Consider the following 18,959-nt stretch of genomic DNA (forward strand, 5'->3'; position numbering starts at 1 on the left):
GGCACGCCGGCGGCCACCGGGACGAAGGTCCTGGCGACAGCCGAGCCGCAGGACCAAAGCCCCGCCGGGACGAACGCGAAAGCGGTGGACTCTCCGCAGCAGAGAGGAGACATCATGTCTCATGTCGCCCACCGGTTCGCCGGATGCACCATCATCGTCACCGGCGCGGGAGCGGGGATCGGACGAGCCACGGTCGAGAGACTCGTTCTCGAGGATGCCCGCGTGATCGCCGTCGATTCCGTGAGCGAACGACTCACCCGGTTGACCGACGAGGTCGAGGGCGACATCACCGCGATCGTCGCCGACATCACCGACCCCGCGTGCGCGGCCATGGTCCTGGAGTCGGCGGGGATGAGGATCGACGGACTCGCGAACATCGCGGGGATCATGGACGGATTCGAACCGACCGCGGAGATCGCCGACGAGACGTGGGACCGCGTCCTCGCAGTCAATCTCACGGCGATGATGCGGCTGACGCGCGCCGTTCTGCCGCGGATGCTCGAGCGCGGCGCGGGGAGCATCGTCAATGTCGGTTCCGAGGCCGGTCAGCGCGGCTCGGCGGCGGGTACGCCCTACACGACGTCCAAGCATGCGGTGAACGGGTTCACCAGGAGCACGGCGTTCTTCTACACGCCCAAGGGCGTGCGGTGCAATGCCGTCGCGCCGGGTCCGGTGGCGACCAGCATCGAGGCGCCGTTCCGCTCCGAATGGGCGGGCGAGCGCCTCGGCCCCCTGTTCCAGACCAACCTCCCTGCGGTGGCGCGGCCGGATGAACTCGCCGCCGCCATCACCTGGCTGCTCAGCGACGACGCGTCGAACGTCTCCGGGGCGATCCTCTCGGTCGACGGCGGCTGGGCATCCATCTGAGGTCCCGCGGCCCGCAGCCCCGTCACGAAAGCGTGTGCGCAATGAGTTCCACCCTGCAGTTCCTCGGCGCGGCGGACACCGTGACCGGTTCGCGCTACCTCATCACGACACCGTCGACGCGCGTGCTGGTCGACTGCGGCCTCTTCCAGGGCTACAAGCACCTCCGTGACCGGAACCGGGCACCGTTCCCCGTTCCGCCCGACAGCATCGATGCGGTCGTCGTCTCGCATGCGCACCTGGATCATTCCGGGTACCTGCCCGCACTCGTGCGCGACGGCTTCCACGGCCGGATCTTCTCCACCGAGGGAACGGCCGGGCTCAGCCGGATCATGCTGCCCGACAGTGCCCACCTGCTCGAAGAGGAAGCCCGGTTCGCCGCGAAGCACACCTGGTCCAAGCATGCTCATCCTGAACCGCTCTACACCGGACAGGATGCAGAACGGGCCCTCGAACGGTTCGTCTCCCTCCCGTTCGACGACACCCGGCACATCGCGGGCGATGTCGATGTCCTGCTGTCTCCGGCTGGCCACATCCTCGGAGCGAGCACCGTTCGGCTGACTGTCCGGGGCGGGTCCGTGCTGCAGTTCACCGGCGACCTGGGACGCGCCTCCGATCCGCTCATGAGACCCCCTGCGCCGCGGCACGACGCCGATGTGCTCATCACCGAGTCGACCTACGGCGACCGGGAGCACGGCACCGAGGATCCGGAGCCGCTGCTGGGGGACCTGATCCGGCGGGTGGCCGCCCGCGGCGGAGTCGTGCTCATCCCGGCATTCGCTGTCGGCCGCACGGAGACGATCCTGCTCCACCTGTCCCGTCTGCACGATCGGCGCGAGATCCCGGACATCCCCATCTTCATCAACAGCCCGATGGCCGCCAACGTCGCCGACCTCTACCGCCGGCATCCCGAAGAGCACAGGGTCGACGCGGCCGAGCTCGATCGGATGTACCGGCTGGCGAAAGTCGTCCGAACCGTCGACGAGTCGAAGCTCCTCAACCTCCGTGGCGGTCCGATGATCGTCATCTCGGCCAGCGGGATGCTCACCGGCGGGCGCATCCTGCACCACCTCCGGGCATACGGCTCAGATCGCGGCAACGCCGTCGTGCTCACCGGTTTCCAGGCCGGCGGCACACGGGGGGCGGCGCTGCTCGCCGGCGCACGCAGCCTTCGCATCTTCGGCAAGGATGTCCCCATCCGGGCGGAGGTCGTCAACCTCGACCTGCTGTCCGCCCATGCCGATGCGAACGAGCTGCTCGCCTGGATGCGATCCGCCGCCTCCGCCCCCGAGATGGTCTACGTGACGCACGGCGAACCGTCGGCGGCCGACCGTCTGCGCGCACGGATCATCCGTGAGCTGGGCTGGAACGCGCGGGTCCCGGAGCACTTGGAGACCGTGCCCATCGGGTGAGCGGGATGCCACGACGCGTCGGGCGCCGGATCGATGCTGTCGGCGCAGACGCATCCGCCGCGGCATCCGCTTCAGACCTTCACCGCCGCCGCCTGCCCCAGTCGGAGCCACGTCTCGACGATCGCGTCGGCATTGAGCGACATCGAGTCGATGCCCCGCTCCACCAGCCATTCAGCCAGGTCGGGGTGATCCGACGGCCCCTGTCCGCAGATCCCGATGTACTTGCCGCGGCGGTTGCAGGCCTCGATCGCGCGCTCCAGAAGATCGAGCACCGCGGGGTTGCGCTCGTCGAACGACGCTGCGACGAGGGCGGAGTCCCGATCCACGCCGAGGGTCAGCTGGGTGAGGTCGTTGGAGCCGATGGAGAAACCGTCGAAGTGGTCCAGGAAGGCGTCTGCGAGGAGCGCGTTGGACGGGATCTCGCACATCATGACGATCTCGAGGCCGTTCTCTCCGCGCCGCAGGTCGTTCTCGGCGAGGAGGGCGATCGTCGCCGCCGCCTCCTCGACTGTGCGGACGAAGGGGATCATGATCTTCAGATTCGTGAGCCCCATCCGATCCCGCACGTGGCGCAGGGCCTCGCATTCCATGTCGAAGCACCCTCGGAAGCTCGGGGTGGTGTACCGCGACGCGCCGCGCCATCCGAGCATGGGGTTCTCCTCGGCAGGCTCGAAGAGGTCGCCGCCGAGAAGGCCGGCGTACTCGTTCGTCTTGAAGTCGCTCATCCGAACGATGACCGGCTTCGGCGCGAACGCGGCGGCGATCGTCGAGACGCCCTCCGCGACGCGCTGGACGAAGAAGTCACGAGGAGACGGGTACGCGGCTGTTCTCGACGCGACCTCCTCCCGCAGCGACTCGGGCAAGGTGGCGAACTCGGCCAGCGCGCGGGGATGGATTCCGATCGCCCGGTTGATGATGAACTCCAGCCTCGCGAGGCCGACTCCGCGGTTGGGCAGCTGCGCCAGCGTGAACGCCTGGTCGGGCACCCCGACGTTGAGCATCAGGTCGACCGGGATCTCCGGTATCGACCCGAGCGGGGTCTCATCGATCGCGTAGTCGAGGATGCCCTGGTACACCAGCCCGTCATCGCCCTCCGAGCAGGCGACGGTGACGCCGGTGCCGTCGGTGAGCGTCTGCGTGCCGGTGCCGGTGCCCACCACTGCGGGGATGCCCAGTTCACGCGCCACGATGGCGGCGTGGCAGGTCCGTCCGCCGCTGTCGGTGACGATCGCCGAGGCCTTCTTCATGATCGGCTCCCAGTCGGGATCCGTGCGGTCCGCCACCAGCACGTCGCCGGGCTGGAACTGATGCATCAGGGTGAGGTCGTGCATCACGCGCACGGGACCGTGACCGATCTTCTGGCCGACGGCTCGACCCGCGGCGAGCACGTCGCTGCGCGCGCCGAGCACGAACCGACGGAGCACGCTGTGGTCCTGTCGGGTGACGACGGTCTCGGGGCGTGCCTGGACGATGTAGAGGATGCCGTCGACTCCGTCGAGCGCCCATTCGATGTCCATCGGGTGCCCGTAGTGGGCTTCGATCGCCAGGGCACTGCGCGCCAGCTCCTCGACCTGCTGATCGGTGATGCTGAACCGAGTGCGATCGTCGTCGGCGACGTCGGCGAGGACCGTGCTGTCGCCGATGCGCGTGCCCGTCGCGTAGCGGAGGGCGACGGCCTTGGTGCCCAGCTCGCGCCTCAGGATCGATGGCCGGCTCGCGCGGAGCGCGGGCTTGTACACGTAGAACTCATCGGGGTTGACCGACCCCTGCACGACCGTTTCGCCGAGACCGTACGCACTCGTGATGAAGACCACCTCGTCGAACCCCGACTCGGTGTCGATCGTGAACATCACTCCCGAGGCCCCCACGTCGGACCGCACCATGAGCTGAACGCCCGCCGAGATCGCGATGTCGTCCTCATCGAAGCCGCGCTGCGCCCGATAGACGACGGCACGGTCGGTGTAGAGCGAGGCGAACACGCCCCGAATGGCCTCGAGCACGTTCTCGATGCCGGCGATGTTGAGGAACGTCTCCTGCTGTCCGGCGAAGGACGCGTCGGGCAGGTCTTCGGCGGTGGCCGAGGACCTCACCGCCCACGTCACCTGGTCGGGATGCTCCTGCTCGGCGACCAGCGACGCGAATGCCGAGCGGATGTCGTCATGCAGCGCGGCGGGGAACGGCTGCCCTTCGATCCAGCTGCGGATCCGGGCAGCGACCACCGCGAGCTCGCGCACGTCCGTCGTATCGAGGCCCACGAGCTCGGCCCTGATCCGAGCGGCCAGGTCGTCGTGAGCAAGAAACGCCCGGTACGCATCGGCGGTCGTCGCGAAGCCACCGGGGACGCGCACGCCTGCCCCGTGGATACGGGAGACCATCTCACCCAGAGATGCGTTCTTCCCGCCCACTTGCGGAAGGTCGGACATCGTGATGTCGCGGAACCAGAGCAGATTGGACATGGTGCGGTTCTCCCATCGTCGGCGGCATCGACCGAGCCCCGTCAGGCGTCCGAGTGCGCTGCCGATCGAGGCATGACTGCGGCGAGGTCGCTGTGAGCCAATGCTGGGCACCGGCGTTCGAGCGAGCAGGGCCGAAGGTCCCACCGACCTGCGAAGTCCGCTCGGATGACGCGGCGTCGACGCGCCCGCGAACAGGACTCGTGCCCGCCACCGACGGGACGTTCGACCCATGCCGCGACCTCGGTGTCGAGAAGACTCAGGTCCGCCGGCCCAACGAAGGAAGAACGCCATGAACGCACTCATCGTGTACGAATCCATGTTCGGGAACACCCGCAGAATCGCGGAAGCCATCGCCGACGGGCTCAAGAACGCGGGGGTCGATGTCACCCTCACGCTCGCCTATGACGCGCCCGCCGACCTCAGCGACTACTCGCTGGTCATCGTCGGAGCGCCGACACACGCACACAGCCTTCCCCGCGCGAAGTCGCGCAGCGAGGCCGTCACATGGGCGGCGGACCCGACAAAGAACCTCGCGCTCGAGCCGATGGCTCAGGCCGCCGGTGTCCGCGAGTGGCTGGAGGGAGTGATGCTCGTGGGCGACCCCCACTTCGCCGTGTTCTCGACGCGCGCGGACATCCCGTGGATCTTCTCCGGCGACGCATGCAAAGCCATCGCGAAAGGACTCCGACGGCGCCTCGCGGAGGTCGACACCCACACCGACTTCCTCGTCGATCTCGACAACCGACTCCTCGAGGGAGAGGAGACCCGCGCCCGCGAATGGGCCAGCGGACTCATCCCCCTCCCGATCGCGTAGAACGGAGGGCCCGCCATGAGCGATCAGCCCACACGTGGCGCGTCTCCGCGGCCGGGCCGGAAAGACCTCCGGCCCCGACGAGGCACGGGCATCAGCCTCCTCGTGCTCCAAGTCCTCGTCGCCGCCTCGGCCCTCGCGGGAGGCGCAGCGCTCGTCCTCGGTGCGCTCGTCCCCGAACTGGCCACCGTTCTCAGCCCGCCGACCGCCTACCTCGAAGGCAGCCCCTTCTCGAGCTACCTCGTACCGGGCCTGGTTCTCGGACTCGTCGTCGGTGGTACGCACGCCGTCGCATTCCTGCTCGGCATCACGCGCAGCGATCTGACCCTGCTCGCTGCGGCGGTGGCAGCGATCGCGCTGCTGATCTGGGTGTTCGTGCAGATGGTGTACATCCCGTTCAGCTTCCTCCAGGCGATCTACTTCGCCGTCGCCCTCGCGGAGGCCGTCCTGACGATGCTCGCACTCGGCCTCCTCGGAGCGATCACCCGCGCGCCGGGAACGAGCGCGACATGAGCACCGCGTCTCCTGTGATCGTCCTGGTCTTCGCCCTGGACGACCCCCGCACGCACCGGTGACGGAAGACCCATGCGCGGGCCGGGCTTCGCACAGCGCCGACTGCCGGTGCGGATACTCCTGTTCGCGGTCTTCGCGTTCGCGATCTCCTGGACGCTCTGGTTCCTGCATCCCGTGTTCTCCGCCGACCCCAGCGCCGCCGTGACGCTGGACCAGCTCGCCACATTCGGTCCGGCCGCCGCAGCGCTTCTCGTGGCATCCGACAGATCCGCCGTGGTCGGCGGCCCGCCGCGAGTCCGCGCCGCCGTGGCGAGCCTCCTCGTCTTCGCGGTGACCGTCCTCCTCCTCGCTCCGCGGTGGACGGATGCCTCGTCGCCTGCCGCCATCGTGCTCCTGGCCGTGCTCACAGCCATCCCTGCGGCGCTCGTCTGGGCAGCGGGGAGCCGGGTGCCTCGCGTGTCCCATCTGCTCTCGAGCATCCTCGTGCCGCGATCACCGTGGTGGACCTACGTGGTCGCGCTCCTCCTGTTCCCTGCGGCGAGCGCACTGGGAGGCGGTCTCGTGGTTCTTCTCGGGGGCGAGTTCGGTCCCTGGCCTCTGTCGATCTCCGAGTCGGTGATCGGCATCCTCGCCGTGTTCGGCGTCACCCTCCTCTTCGGCGGTCCACTCGGCGAGGAGGTCGGCTGGCGCGGCTGGCTTCTTCCCGCACTGCAGGTGCGCCTGAGCCCGCTGCTGGCCAGCCTCATCGTCGGGCTGGTCTGGGGACTGTGGCACCTTCCCCTCCACCTGCGCGGCATGTACGACGCGGACATGGGCGCCGGCCTGGTCGGCTTCGCGACGCGCATCGCGAGCAGCTGCCTGCTCGCCGTGCTCTTCACCTGGCTGTACAACCGTTCGCGCGGCGGACTCCTCGTCATGATCCTGCTGCACACCTCGGTCAACAACGCCTCCGGGTACTGGATGCCCGTCAACGCCGGCACGACTGCCGTCCTCCTGCTCATCGCCGTCGGCGTCGTCGTCGGCGACCGGATGTACGCCCGACCTCCCGCCGTCTCGCATCGCCGAAGCACCTGGCTGCAGGAATCATGACCAAGAAGACCTCATCCCGAAGCGCCGGGCCGCGCGCCGACACCGCCGACGCGCCACCTCCGACGAACCCCGCATCGGACGCGTCGTCCGGGGCCGGCTTCCGCAACGGCCTCCGACGAGTCCTCGGCCCGATCCGCCGCTTCCCCTGGGTGACGGCCACCGTGGGCGTCGCGATGCTCGGCGGCGCGCTCGCCCTCACCGCGGGTCCCGCGACGGGCGAGCTCGTCGTGACGGCGTACGTGGTCCTGATGGCAGCGCGCTCCGCGTGGGCCATGCTCCAGATGCTGCGCACCGGCACATTCGGCGTGGACATCATCGCGGTGACGGCGATCATCGCCGCCGTGCTCGTCGGAGAGACGTGGGCGGCGCTGGTCATCGTGCTGATGCTGACCACGGGGCAGGCGCTGGAGAGCTATGCGGCGCATCGCGCCCGGCGCGACCTCACCGATCTGCTGGCGCGAAATCCGCAGATCGCGCACCGGGTCCTCGCCGACGGAACCATCGAGGATGCGACGGTCGGCGACATCGTTCCCACGGATCGTGTGCTGGTCCGGGCGAACGAGGTGGTGCCCGTGGACGGCATCCTCATCGACCGCACGGCGGTCTTCGACGAGTCCTCGCTCACAGGTGAGAGCCTCCCCGTGGACAAGGTCGCGGGGGACGATGTCCTCAGCGGGAGCGTCAACGGCTCGGCATCCGTCATCCTGGAGGCCACGCGAGCCGCGAAGGACAGTCAGTACCAGCAGATCGTCGCCCTCGTCGAGAGCGCTGCGAGCAGCAAGGCCCCCATCGTGCGCCTGGCCGACCGCTTCGCTCTGCCGTTCGCCCTCACCGCGTACGCGATCGCCGGGCTCGCCTGGTGGCTCTCCGGAGACCCCGCGCGCTTCGCGGAGGTGCTGGTCGTGGCGACGCCCTGTCCGCTGATCATCGCGGCCCCGGTGGCGTTCATGGCGGGCATGAGCCGGGCCGCCCGTGACGGCGTCATCATCCGCAGCAGCTCGACCCTCGAGAAGCTGCATCGCGTGCGCGCGTTCGCCTTCGACAAGACCGGAACCCTGACACGAGGCGAGCCGACCCTCGTCGACATCCGCACCGAGCGGGGCGTCTCGCCGGCCACGCTCCTCCAGTTCGCCGCATCGGTGGAATCGAACTCGACGCACACCCTGGCACGGGCGATCCTGCGGGGTGCGGACGAGCGTGGGATCGCCGTCACCGACTCCGACGACGCGGAGGAGGCGACCGGCAACGGCGTCATCGCGCACGTCTCGGGATGCGTCGTCGCCGTCGGCAAGCGGGACTTCATCGCCCGGCACACGGGACGAAGCATCCCTCGCACCGAGCTCGCCCGTGGAGAGATGGCGACGTACGTGGCGATCGGCGCGGACTTCGCGGGTGTCCTCGTCTTCCGCGACGAGGTTCGCGCGAATGCGGCGGCGACGGTGGCCGCTCTGCGCGCACGCGGCATCGACGCCGTGACCATGCTCACCGGCGACGACCGTGCCACGGCGGATCACATCGCCGCCGAGGTCGGCATCGACGACGTCCGCGCGAACTGTCTGCCCATCGACAAGGTCGACTTCATCACCCACGCACCCCTCCGCCCGATCGCGATGGTCGGCGACGGCATCAACGATGCACCCGTGCTCGCCGCGGCGGACATCGGCATAGCCATGGGCGCCCGTGGCGCGACCGCCGCGAGCGAGGCCGCCGACATCGTGGTGCTTCCCGACGACGTGGGGCGGATCGCGGACGCCGTCACGATCGGCCGACGTACTGTCGACATCGCCCTGCAGGCCATCTGGATCGGCATCGGGCTGAGCCTCGTGCTCATGCTGCTGGCCGCCTTCGGCCTCGTGCCCGCCATCGTCGGCGCCTGGCTCCAGGAGGCCATCGACGTCGTCGCCATACTGTGGGCGCTGCGCGCGACGCGCACGCGCGTGAGCTGACGTGACCTCCCGAGGCGACCACACGTCGCTGCCGACCGACCCGGCGGCGACGGACGCGTACCTGCTGGACGAGGACGATGTGCTCGACCGTTTCGGGAGCCGTCGGGGAGGACTCACGAGCGACGAGGTCGCCGAGCATCGCGCCGCCTTCGGAGACAACGTCATCGTGGAGGTGCACTCGGAGTCGCTGGCGCTGCGGTTCCTCCGCCAGTTCAAGGACTGGATCATCATCCTGCTGCTCGCCTGCGCCGCGATCACCGCCTACCTCGGCGACGCGCTGACGTCGGTCGTGCTGGTTCTGCTGGTCCTGATCAACACCTCCATCGGCTTCTTCCAGGAGTACCGCTCGGGAAAGACGATGGAAGCCCTGCAGCATCTGTCGCTCTCGCTCTGCCAGGTGGAGCGCGACGGGGTCCTCACAGAACTCGACTCGACCGAGCTGGTCGTCGGAGACGTCGTGCTGCTCGCCGAGGGGGCGGCCGTGCCGGCCGACATCAGGCTGATCGAGGCGAGCGCGTTCTCCACGAACGAGTTCGCGCTGACCGGTGAGAGCGACCCGACCAGGAAGTACTCGCACCGCATCGCCACCGAGGTGGCGGTCGCCGAGCAGCACAACACCGCGCATGCCGGCACGACCGTGGCGACGGGTGAGGCCGTGGGTGTCGTGGTCGCCACGGGAACCCGCTCCGAGCTGGGGCGCATCGCGCGCCTCGCCGAGGCGGCGCCGCAGACGTCGAGTCCCCTTCAACGTGAGATGGGCCACATCGGCAGGATCATCACGTACGCCGCGGTGACGCTCTCGCTGGCGCTCCTGGTCGTCGCGGTCTGGGCCGACCTGCCTCTCCACGAGGCGGTCCTGTTCGCCGTCGGCTTCGCGAGCGCCGTCATCCCTCAGGGGCTGCCGGCGGAGGTCAACACCGCGCTGGCACAGGCCGCCGCCGCGCTCGCCGAGAGCAAGACACTGGTGAAGCGGCTCAGCGCGGTCGAGACGCTGGGCTCGACCGAGGTGATCTGCACCGACAAGACCGGGACGCTCACGAAGAACGAGATGACCGTCACCGAGATCGTGGCCGCGGGCCGCGACTTCGTCGCCCACGGCACCGGCTACGAGCCCACCGGCGACATCCGGCCCACTGCTGCGGACCCCTTCGATCGTGACCGCCTCGTGGCGTTCCTCCTCGTCGGGGTGCTCGCCAGCGATGCCCGGCTGCTTCCGCCCGACGACGAGCACCGCAGCTGGCATGTTCTCGGAGATCCCACCGAGGGCGCACTCCTCACGGTCGCCGCGAAGGCAGGAATCGACCCGCAGCGCGAGCGCGCCGCACATCGCAGACTGCGTGAGTTCCCCTTCGACTCGGCCCGCAAGCTCATGACCACCATCCGAACGGCGCCGGACGGCGCAGTGACGGCCTATGTGAAAGGCGCCCCGGAATCGGTCGTCGCGCGAGCCAGCCGCATCGACGAGGGCGGGAGCATCCGCCCCATCACCGAGGTCGATCGCCAGGAGTTCCTCGCGGCCCACATTCGCAGCTCCGACCGCGGGCTCCGCAATCTCGCCTACGCCACGCGACCGGCGACCGATTCCGACGTCGAGGCCGTCGATCCGCAGCTCGTCGAATCCGACCTCATCCTGCTCGGCTTCGTCTCGATGGTCGATCCGATTCGAGATCAGGTGCCGGAGGCGATGCGGCGCGCGATCGATGCCCGCATCAAGGTCAACATCATCACCGGCGACTTCGCGCGAACGGCCGAGGCGGTCGCCCGCAAGGCAGGGCTCGATCACGACCACGGCATGGTGGTGGTGACGGAACAGCAGCTTCGCGCGATGAGCGACGACGAGGTGCTCGCTCGTGCGCTGGACGGCGGCACCGTCTTCAGCCGCGTCGATCCGACCGACAAGACGCGGATCGTCGAGCTCGTCAAGCGGTCGGGGCGCGTCGTCGCCGTGACCGGGGACGGCATCAATGACGCGCCCGCACTCCGACACGCGAGCATCGGCGTGGCCATGGGAGCCTCCGGCACCGACGTCGCGAAGGAGGCGGCCGAGATCGTCCTGCTCGACGACAGCTTCTCCACGCTCGTGCGGGCGGTGGAGCAGGGGCGTGTGATCTACGCCAACATCAGCAAGGGGGTGATCAGCTGCCTCACCTCGAACGCCGCCGAGCTCGTCGTCAACATGGCGAGTCTGATCCTCGCCACGGTCGCCGGACTCCCCCTCGCGATCAACGTCATGCAGATCCTCGCCATCGACCTGCTCGGCGAGCTCCTCCCCATCGCCGCGCTCGGGCGCGACCCGGAAGAGGGCTCGGTCATGAAGCGTCCACCGCGAGACCCCAAGGCGCGCATCGTCAACCTCCGCAGCATCCGCGACCTCCTCTACGTCGGCTCGATCATGGGCGTCCTCGCGATCGGCAATTACCTCCTCTTCTACGAACGCGAAGGATCCAGCCCGTTCGCCGGACCGGTCGACCCGTCATCGGTCGCAGGAGCGACCACCATGACGTACGTCACCGTGCTCGTCTGCCAGCTCTTCAACATCACCCAACGTCGCAGCGAGGGCGGGCTGTTCACCCGTTACACCCTCTCGAACCCGACCTACTGGATCGCCTGCGCAGCAGGTGTCGCCATCATGCTGGCGATCGTCTACGTGCCGTGGCTGCAGGCGGCGTTCAAGACCGGTCCCCTCGCCCCGATGGACTGGGCGTTCGTGATGGCCGCCGCGGCGATCTTCGTCGCCGTTCGGGAGGGCGGTCGGCTGCTTCGGCAGCGCCGTCGCACGCCGAACAGCGAAGCGAGCGTCCACGCACCCGCCGACGGATCCTCCCGAGCTCCGAGCCGCCCGCGGAATACCGCGGGCGGCTCGTGACGGGTCAGCCCCGTCCACGTCGCCGCGCACGCAGCGACCGGGACAACGACCCCGAGGGACCTTCGGCCCGTCTCCGCAGGACGGGCGCGGGAACCATTGCACTCGTACCGGGGCACCGCGCGACCCGGCTCCGCATCATCCAGGCGCGCCAGGTCAAGGACAGGTCATGAAAGCAGCCGTCGTCTCATCGTTCACCGAGCCGCTCGAGATCACCGAGCGCGCGATCCCCGAACCCGGCCCCGGCCAGGTCCTGGTTCACCTCGAGGCATGCGGACTGTGCCACACGGACATCCACGCCGCTCACGGCGACTGGCCCGTCCAGCCCGGTCTGCCGTTCGTTCCCGGTCACGAGGGTGTGGGCATCGTCGAGAAGGTGGGCCCCGGAGTCACCCGCCGATCGATCGGCGAGCGCGTCGCGATTCCGTGGCTCGGGTACGCCTGCGGTGAATGCCGCTACTGCATCGACGGTCGCGAGACGCTGTGCGAGCAGCAGCAGAACAGCGGCTACTCCGTCGACGGAGGGTTCGCCGAGTACGCCGTCGCCAGTGCGACGCACGTCGTCGTCGTACCCGATGGAGTCACCTCGCTGGATGCCGCGCCCCTGACCTGCGCCGGAGTGACGACCTACAAGGCGCTCAAGGTCGCCGGCATCGTGCCGACCGAGCGCGTGGCGGTGTTCGGCATCGGCGGGCTCGGTCACCTCGCCGTGCAGTACGCACGGCTCATGGGCGGATCGGTCATCGCCGTCGACATCGAGGAGCCGAAGCTCGACCTGGCACGCGAGCTGGGCGCGGACCACCTGGTGAACGCCGCCGAGGTCGACCCGGTGGCCGCGATCCAGGAACTCGGCGGCGCAGACGTGGCGCTGGTCCTCGCGGCCTCCCCGCGCGTCTTCGAACAGGCGTTCTCGTCCTTGAGCCGCGGCGGCCGCCTCATCTGCGTCGCACTGCCGAAGGACGAGAAGATGAGCGTCTCCATCTTCGAGACGGTGCTCAAGGGGATCTCGATCATCGGATCGATCGTCGGCACGCGGCAGGACCTCGCAGAGGTGTTCGCGCTGCACGCGGCAGGACGCACGAGGATCATCGCCGAAAGCCGCAGCCTCGACGAGGTCAACGAAGCGATGGACGAGGTGCTGTCCGGTCGGGTTCTCGCACGGCTGGTGTTCGAGTACTGAGCTCCCATGTCGCGGCGTCGCACCTGGTCCGCAGCCGAGGTCACGTTGAAAGCGTGCCTGGGCGTCGGTGCCGTTGCGGCGCTGGCGGTCGCCTTCCTCGTGATGGTGCCCGGCGCCAGGACGGCGCTCGCACCGCTGCAAGTGCTCCCGGCTGTCGAGATCGGCGACTACGCCATCCTTGCGATCCTGCTGGCCGTCGTCGGCGGCGCGCAGCTGGCCGCCCTGCTCGCGATGACACGTCGTCATCCCGATGCCGGGCTGCTCGCTGCCGGGGCCGGCTTCTGCGCGCTGCTGTGGACGTTCGCGCACCTTTCGTTCGCTCCGAACGGGCCGCTGCCCGCAGTCCTGCAGACGCTCGGATGCCTCGAGCTCGGGTGCCTGCTCATCCTGCTCGGCGTGGTGCGACCGCGGGCAGAGCGCGTGGTGTCCGATCCTGGCCGGCGGCGTTGACGAACGGGCCGGCCACCGCAGCTCGAATGGACGCCGCAGCGGGGCGCCGTAGGACCTTCGGCCCGTTCACGCGAGGTCCGAAGCCGAAGGATCGGTTCATGAGAACTGCCGCGAATGTCCGCCCCACTGGTCGGGGCAGGTCGTGAATCGCCCGCTCGCGCCGGCGTCGGACGCGCCCGTCGTCGCCCCGGCGGACATCGTCCTTCCGCCGACGCAGCCGCTCGACCTCACGGCGATGGTCGCCGCGCTCGTGAACGGGCGGCCTGACGGAGCTGTTCCGGGGGAATGACCTCGATCCGCTGCCGAAACGCCGACCGGTCGCCGCGACCCGTCACCCCGGCAGCAGCTCGCCCAGAAGGTGTGCGACGCGATCGCGGATGTCGTCCCTCACGCGTCGGACGCCGTCCAGATCGAGGTCGGCGGGGTCGTCCAGCTGCCAGTCGAGGTACCTCTTGCCCGGGTAGAGCGGGCAGGCGTCGCCGCATCCCATCGTCACGACCGCATCGGCAGCGCGCACCACGTCATCGGTGAGGGGCTTGGGGAACTCGTCGGTCACGTCCAGGTCGATCTCGGCGAGCACCAGGGCGACTTCGGGGAGGATGCGTTCCCCGGGCTGCGAGCCGGCGGACCGGACGTGGACGCGATCGCCGGCCAGCCGGCGGGTGAGCGCGGCGGCCATCTGAGATCGGCCGGAGTTCTGGACGCAGACGAACAGCACCTCCGGGACCCGCTTCGCGATGAGTCCCTTGGACTGCGCGAGCGCGGTGAGCCGGTCCTGGGCGAACTTCTCCGCGAGGCTGGCGAGATGAGTCTGCACCGTCGCCGTTCGTGCAAGCCCGACGTACGACTCGAAGACGACACGCTCGACGGTCTCTTCGTTGACCATGCCCGCGAACTGGTGGGCGAGGCGCTCCGCGGCCCGATGCAGAACGGAATCGGGCGAGAGCAGCGGCGCCTGGCCGCGTCCGGCGCTCATGCGGCCCCGCCGACAGGCAGGAGGTCGGCGAGCAGCGACTCCACTCGCGAGCGGATCTCGTCGCGGATCGGGCGCACGGCTTCGATGCCCTGGCCGGCCGGGTCGTCCAGCTCCCAGTCCTCGTAGCGCTTGCCCGGGAAGATCGGGCAGGCGTCGCCGCACCCCATCGTGATGACGACATCCGATTCACGGACGGCGTCGACGGTGAGCACCTTCGGGGTGTTCCGGCTGATGTCGATGCCTTCCTCGGCCATCGCCTCGACCGCGACCGGATTGATCGAGTCCTTCGGCGCCGAACCGGCGGAGAGGACCTCGACATCGTCGCCACCCAGCGCACGGAGGTAGCCGGCGGCCATCTGCGAGCGGCCGGCGTTGTGGACGCACACGAACAGGACGGTGGGCTTCTCGGTCATGGTGGCCTCGCTTTCTCTCCAGAGAAAGCATAGACCTTCATCTATTTATCTGGGGAAACGGGAGGTGAACTCTCGGGCACCAGGTCAGCGAGCAGCTCACGGACACGGGCTTCGATGTCGTCGCGGATCACGCGCACCTGCTCCAGGGGCTTGCCGACGGGATCCTCGAGATCCCAATCCAGATAGCGTCGGCCAGGGTAGATCGGACACGCGTCGCCGCAGCCCATGGTGACCACCACGTCCGCGGCGCGCACGGCCTCGTCCGTCAGCGGCTTCGGGAACTCGCCGCCCAGCGGGACGCCGATCTCATCGAGCGCGGCGATCACAGCGGGACGGACCTCCGCGGCCGGACCGGAGCCGGCCGTGCGGACGACCACCCTCTCGCCCGCCAGCTGACGAAGGATCCCCGCGGCGAGCTGCGACCTCCCCGCATTCTGCACGCACACGAAGAGCACCGTCGGAACGTCGGACGTCGCGAACCTCGCCTTGCTCAGCGCCTCGAGCCGCGTCGCGGCGAACGCGGCCGAGCGGCTCGCCAGCATCGGAGACCGCGAACCGCGCGCGAGCAGTCCATGGCTCTCGACCACCGTTGCCCGGATGGTCTCGGGGCTGAACACCCCACGGAAGCGGACAGCCAGGTCGGCGGTGATCCGCTGCAGGTCGGGCTCGGCGGCACTGCGCCTCCCGTCGCCCAGCAGGGCGTCGACGCGCTCGGCGTGATCCGGCGCGATGGAGTACCAGACGCGCCGGCCCGCCGGCTCTCGCACGACGACACCGTCCTCGTGGAGCGCCTTCATGTGATGGCTCACGGTGGGCTGCCGCAGGTCGAGAGCCTCGGCAAGCCGCCCTACGAGAGCGCGGCCATCAGGAGAGTCCCGAATGAGGCGGAGAATCCGTGCGCGTGTGGGATCCGCGAGCGTCGTGAGGTCGCCGGCATCCGCGGGCCGATTCATAGACGACAGCCTATCTTCTGCACGGCTCACCGGCTCGGCGATCTGCAGGGCGAGGCTTCGCTCGCCCTGCGGATCAGCCGTCCGCGGACCGGCGTTCGATCAGGATCGTGTCGCGCCACTCCCCCGCGTGCGGACCGACCGCTGCGCGGGCGATCCGCTCCCGATGACCCACGACGCGGAACCCGGCCGCTTCATGAAGTCTCAGACTGGCGGTGTTGTCGGGGAAGATGCTGGACTGGATCGTCCACACGCCCGCCGTGTCGGCGGCCCCGATGAAGGCGTCCAGGAGCAGTCGGCCGATGCCCTGCCCGCGAGCGGCGCGATCGATGTAGACCGAGTGCTCGACCACGCCGCGATAGGCGGGGCGGGACGAGACGGCGGATGCCGCGACCCAGCCGACGACCGCATCGCCTCCGTCCACCGCGACGATGCGCATCTGCGGGAGCTTTCCTGCGTCGAAGGCCTCCCAGGACGGAGTGGCCACCTCGAACGTCGCCTCTCCGTCCGAGATGCCCTGTGCGTAGATCTTCTCGACGGCCGGCCAGTCGGCGGGGGTCATCTCACGAAGCCGGATCACGAGCAGCAGCCGCCTCCGTCGCCGATGTCCGTCGAGCACACGCCCGTCGCCGGCAGCACGAGCTCGACGTTCGCCGCGGAGGCGGTGTCACCCGCGAGCCAGGCAGTGACCGAGCGGACCTGCTCGTATCCGGTCGCGAGAAGGAACGTCGGGGCACGGCCGTAGGACTTCATGCCGACGATGAAGAACCCCTGCTCCGGGTGGGTGAGCTCGCGGAAGCCGTGCGGCTCGACCGTGCCGCAGGAGTGGACGTTCGGATCGATGAGGGGCGCGAGGCGTCTGGGCGCCTCGACGATGTCGTCGAGTTCGAGCCGGATCTCGCGCAGGATCTCGAGGTTCGGCCGGAATCCGGTCGCGTTGACGACGACATCGGTGCGGTGCGCGACGACCTCGCCGCGGCGGTGTCCGACCAGCTCGACGCCGTCGGCCGCTCGACGGCCGCGGATGATCTCGAAGCCGTCGAGAACCGTGATCCGGCCGTCGGCGACGGCCCGGTCCACCCGGCTGCCGAGTCGCGCGCGATCGGCGAGCTCGTCGTCCGCGCTGGAGGACACCCGGACGGCCTGGGCGTTGCGGATCAGCCAGGTGACGCGGGTCGCGGGCTCCTGACGGGCCAGCTCGGCCAGCGCGAGCAGCGTATTGGCGGCCGAGTGGCCTGCGCCGACGACGGTCGTGTGGCGACCCGCGAACATCGCGCGATCGCGGCCGAGGACGTCGGGCAGCGCCGCGGTGACCGCGTCGGCGATGTCGGACATGCCGAGCAGCTCGAGACCGCTCGAGGACAGCGAGTTGGGCGAGAGGTAGGTGCCCGAGGCGTCGATCACGGCACGAGCCGGAACGTCTTCGACCTCTCCGTCGCGGGTGCGGATGCGTACCGCGAAGGGCGTCGCCGCGCGCGCCCGGGTGCGGGTGCGATCCATGCCCTCCCGCGAGACTCCGAGAACCTCGACCCCGAGCCGGACGCGGGAGGCGATCGCGTCGACCTCGGCGAGGGGCGCCACGTACTTCTCGACGAGCTCCGTCCCCGTCGGGGCGCGCTCCGGGTCGGGCAGCTCCCAGCCGCTCTCCTCGAGCAGCCGGCGCGACGCCGGATCGACGAGATGCCTCCACGGCGAGAACAGCCTGGTGTGCCCCCACGCCCGCACGCTCGCAGCGACCTCGTCACCGGCTTCGTACACGACGAAGTCGATGCCTCGTTCGACGAGATTCGCCGCCGCCGCCAGGCCGATCGGTCCGGCGCCGATGATCGCGACGGGAAGGGTCGACACCCGGTCGGCGTCGACGGCGCGCGGTGTCAGGTCGAGCAGGGTCACAGCATCCTCCTACGGATATCGATGAACTTCGATACCTGATTCTGCACAGATCTATCGACGTCTGTCAATATCGACTAGTCTCGATATATGACCACGATCGTCGACGTCACCGACGTTACCGCCGGAGCGTGCTGCGCACCGCTCGTGCGCGAGCCGCTGACCGCCGCCGAGGCCGACCAGCTGGCCACGACGATGAAGGCCCTCGCCGACCCCACGAGGCTGCGACTGCTGTCCATCGTGGCGGCGTCGGAGGACTCCGAGGCCTGCGTCTGCGATCTGATCGAGCCGGTCGGTCTGAGCCAGCCCACGGTGTCGCATCACCTCAAGATCCTGACCGCCGCCGGCTTCCTCACCCGCAGCAAGCGCGGCACGTGGGCGTACTTCACACTGGTTCCCGGCGCGCTCGACCGCGTCTCGAAGCTTCTCGTCGCCTCGTGAGCCGCACCGCACGCGCCGCCGCGGGAGAATTCCTCGGCAGCGCAGGACTCGCCGCGGTCGTCGTCGGATCCGGCATCGCCGCGCAGCGCCTCTCTCCCGGCGACGTCGGTCTGCAGCTCTTCGAGAACGCGTTCGCCACCGCCCTCGGGCTCACCGTCCTCATCCTGGTGTTCGCCACCGTCTCCGGCGCCCATTTCAACCCCGTGGTGACCCTCGTCGACATCACGCTGCACCGCCGGACGTGGTCGACGGCGGTGGTCTACCTGCCCGCGCAGATCCTCGGCTGCATCGCCGGCGCGATCCTCGCCAACGTCATGTTCGCCGCACCCGCCGTCGCCTGGAGCACGACCGATCGGTCGGCGTGGCCCCTGCTGATCTCCGAGGTCGTCGCGACCGCGGGCCTCATCCTCGTCATCTTCGCCCTGGTCCGCACCGGGCGCTCGCACCTCGCCGCACCCGCCGTCGGCGCATACATCGGCGCGGCGTACTTCTTCACCTCCTCCACGAGCTTCGCCAACCCGGCGATCACGATCGGGCGCATGTTCACCGACACCTTCGCCGGTATCTCCCCCATATCCGTGCTGCCGTTCATCGGCGCGCAGCTCGCGGGCGCCGCACTCGGCTTCGCCGCGGTGCGCCTGCTCTTCCCCGTCGCGGCGCCCGAGCCGGCCCACGCACGCGGCTGAAGGCAGCACGCCGCCCTGC

Annotated in this window: 18 protein-coding genes; 12 read left to right on the forward strand and 6 right to left on the reverse strand. The window is 69.4% G+C overall.

The genetic code is table 11. The features are described 5' to 3' along the window. Window positions 1-114 precede the first annotated feature (114 nt). Window positions 115-867 (forward strand): SDR family NAD(P)-dependent oxidoreductase, encoded by a 753-nt coding sequence (locus EER34_RS16080; RefSeq protein WP_127476582.1) that lies wholly within the window; start codon window positions 115-117, stop codon window positions 865-867. Window positions 868-908: 41 nt separating this feature from the next. Continuing rightward, a complete protein-coding gene (locus EER34_RS16085) occupies window positions 909-2,276 on the forward strand; it encodes an MBL fold metallo-hydrolase RNA specificity domain-containing protein (RefSeq protein ID WP_127476584.1) in 1,368 nt (455 codons plus the stop codon). Window positions 2,277-2,347: 71 nt separating this feature from the next. Here the strand turns inward: EER34_RS16085 and ppsA are convergent, their stop codons facing one another. Further along, window positions 2,348-4,732, reverse strand: coding sequence for a phosphoenolpyruvate synthase (gene ppsA / locus EER34_RS16090; protein WP_127476585.1), 2,385 nt, complete (start codon window positions 4,730-4,732; stop codon window positions 2,348-2,350). A 289-nt stretch (window positions 4,733-5,021) separates the two neighbouring features. Between ppsA and EER34_RS16095 the strand changes: the two genes are divergently transcribed. The 8 genes from EER34_RS16095 (at window position 5,022) to EER34_RS17580 (ending at window position 13,873) form a co-directional block, all read left to right on the forward strand. Beyond that, on the forward strand, window positions 5,022-5,546 hold the full coding sequence (locus tag EER34_RS16095; protein ID WP_127476587.1) for a flavodoxin family protein: 525 nt from the start codon (window positions 5,022-5,024) through the stop codon (window positions 5,544-5,546). 15 nt (window positions 5,547-5,561) lie between these two features. Next, entirely contained in the window at window positions 5,562-6,056 is a 495-nt protein-coding gene (locus tag EER34_RS16100) for a hypothetical protein (RefSeq protein WP_240642454.1), read from the forward strand. Window positions 6,057-6,128: 72 nt separating this feature from the next. Beyond that, on the forward strand, window positions 6,129-7,145 hold the full coding sequence (locus EER34_RS16105; RefSeq protein ID WP_127476589.1) for a CPBP family intramembrane glutamic endopeptidase: 1,017 nt from the start codon (window positions 6,129-6,131) through the stop codon (window positions 7,143-7,145). Beyond that, entirely contained in the window at window positions 7,142-9,091 is a 1,950-nt protein-coding gene (locus EER34_RS16110; protein WP_127476591.1) for a heavy metal translocating P-type ATPase, read from the forward strand. The genes EER34_RS16105 and EER34_RS16110 overlap by 4 nt, the downstream gene beginning before the upstream one ends. A gap of 1 nt (window position 9,092) precedes the next feature. Further along, the gene (locus EER34_RS16115) at window positions 9,093-11,957 is read left to right on the forward strand and encodes a cation-translocating P-type ATPase (RefSeq protein ID WP_127476592.1); all 2,865 of its coding nucleotides are present in this window, start codon (window positions 9,093-9,095) and stop codon (window positions 11,955-11,957) included. 166 nt (window positions 11,958-12,123) lie between these two features. Further along, the gene (gene adhP / locus EER34_RS16120; RefSeq protein WP_127476594.1) at window positions 12,124-13,134 is read left to right on the forward strand and encodes an alcohol dehydrogenase AdhP; all 1,011 of its coding nucleotides are present in this window, start codon (window positions 12,124-12,126) and stop codon (window positions 13,132-13,134) included. Between the two features lie 6 nt (window positions 13,135-13,140). Next, window positions 13,141-13,584, forward strand: coding sequence for a hypothetical protein (locus EER34_RS16125; protein WP_127476596.1), 444 nt, complete (start codon window positions 13,141-13,143; stop codon window positions 13,582-13,584). Window positions 13,585-13,726: 142 nt separating this feature from the next. Beyond that, on the forward strand, window positions 13,727-13,873 hold the full coding sequence (locus tag EER34_RS17580) for a hypothetical protein (RefSeq protein WP_164743595.1): 147 nt from the start codon (window positions 13,727-13,729) through the stop codon (window positions 13,871-13,873). A gap of 42 nt (window positions 13,874-13,915) precedes the next feature. Here EER34_RS17580 and EER34_RS16130 read toward each other — a convergent pair whose 3' ends face one another. The 5 genes from EER34_RS16130 to EER34_RS16150 all read right to left on the reverse strand — a co-directional run bounded on the left by EER34_RS16130 (window position 13,916) and on the right by EER34_RS16150 (window position 17,816). Then, window positions 13,916-14,560: an arsenate reductase/protein-tyrosine-phosphatase family protein gene (locus tag EER34_RS16130; RefSeq protein ID WP_127476597.1), complete on the reverse strand. Its 645-nt coding sequence runs from the start codon at window positions 14,558-14,560 to the stop codon at window positions 13,916-13,918. Continuing rightward, entirely contained in the window at window positions 14,557-14,973 is a 417-nt protein-coding gene (locus EER34_RS16135; protein ID WP_127476599.1) for an arsenate reductase ArsC, read from the reverse strand. The genes EER34_RS16130 and EER34_RS16135 overlap by 4 nt, the downstream gene beginning before the upstream one ends. A 41-nt stretch (window positions 14,974-15,014) precedes the next feature. Then, window positions 15,015-15,926, reverse strand: a complete 912-nt coding sequence (locus EER34_RS16140; protein WP_127476601.1) for a metalloregulator ArsR/SmtB family transcription factor — start codon at window positions 15,924-15,926, stop codon at window positions 15,015-15,017. A 73-nt stretch (window positions 15,927-15,999) separates the two neighbouring features. Then, the gene (locus EER34_RS16145; RefSeq protein ID WP_205791754.1) at window positions 16,000-16,485 is read right to left on the reverse strand and encodes a GNAT family N-acetyltransferase; all 486 of its coding nucleotides are present in this window, start codon (window positions 16,483-16,485) and stop codon (window positions 16,000-16,002) included. A gap of 14 nt (window positions 16,486-16,499) precedes the next feature. Continuing rightward, window positions 16,500-17,816: an FAD-dependent oxidoreductase gene (locus EER34_RS16150; RefSeq protein WP_127476603.1), complete on the reverse strand. Its 1,317-nt coding sequence runs from the start codon at window positions 17,814-17,816 to the stop codon at window positions 16,500-16,502. Window positions 17,817-17,903: 87 nt separating this feature from the next. On the opposite strand from EER34_RS16150, the gene EER34_RS16155 reads away from it, so the two are divergent. Further along, the gene (locus EER34_RS16155; RefSeq protein ID WP_127476605.1) at window positions 17,904-18,254 is read left to right on the forward strand and encodes an ArsR/SmtB family transcription factor; all 351 of its coding nucleotides are present in this window, start codon (window positions 17,904-17,906) and stop codon (window positions 18,252-18,254) included. Beyond that, the gene (locus EER34_RS16160) at window positions 18,251-18,940 is read left to right on the forward strand and encodes an aquaporin (RefSeq protein WP_127476607.1); all 690 of its coding nucleotides are present in this window, start codon (window positions 18,251-18,253) and stop codon (window positions 18,938-18,940) included. The genes EER34_RS16155 and EER34_RS16160 overlap by 4 nt, the downstream gene beginning before the upstream one ends. Window positions 18,941-18,959: the final 19 nt, after the last annotated feature.

This window comes from Microbacterium sulfonylureivorans, assembly GCF_003999995.1.
Classification (GTDB): domain Bacteria; phylum Actinomycetota; class Actinomycetes; order Actinomycetales; family Microbacteriaceae; genus Microbacterium; species Microbacterium sulfonylureivorans.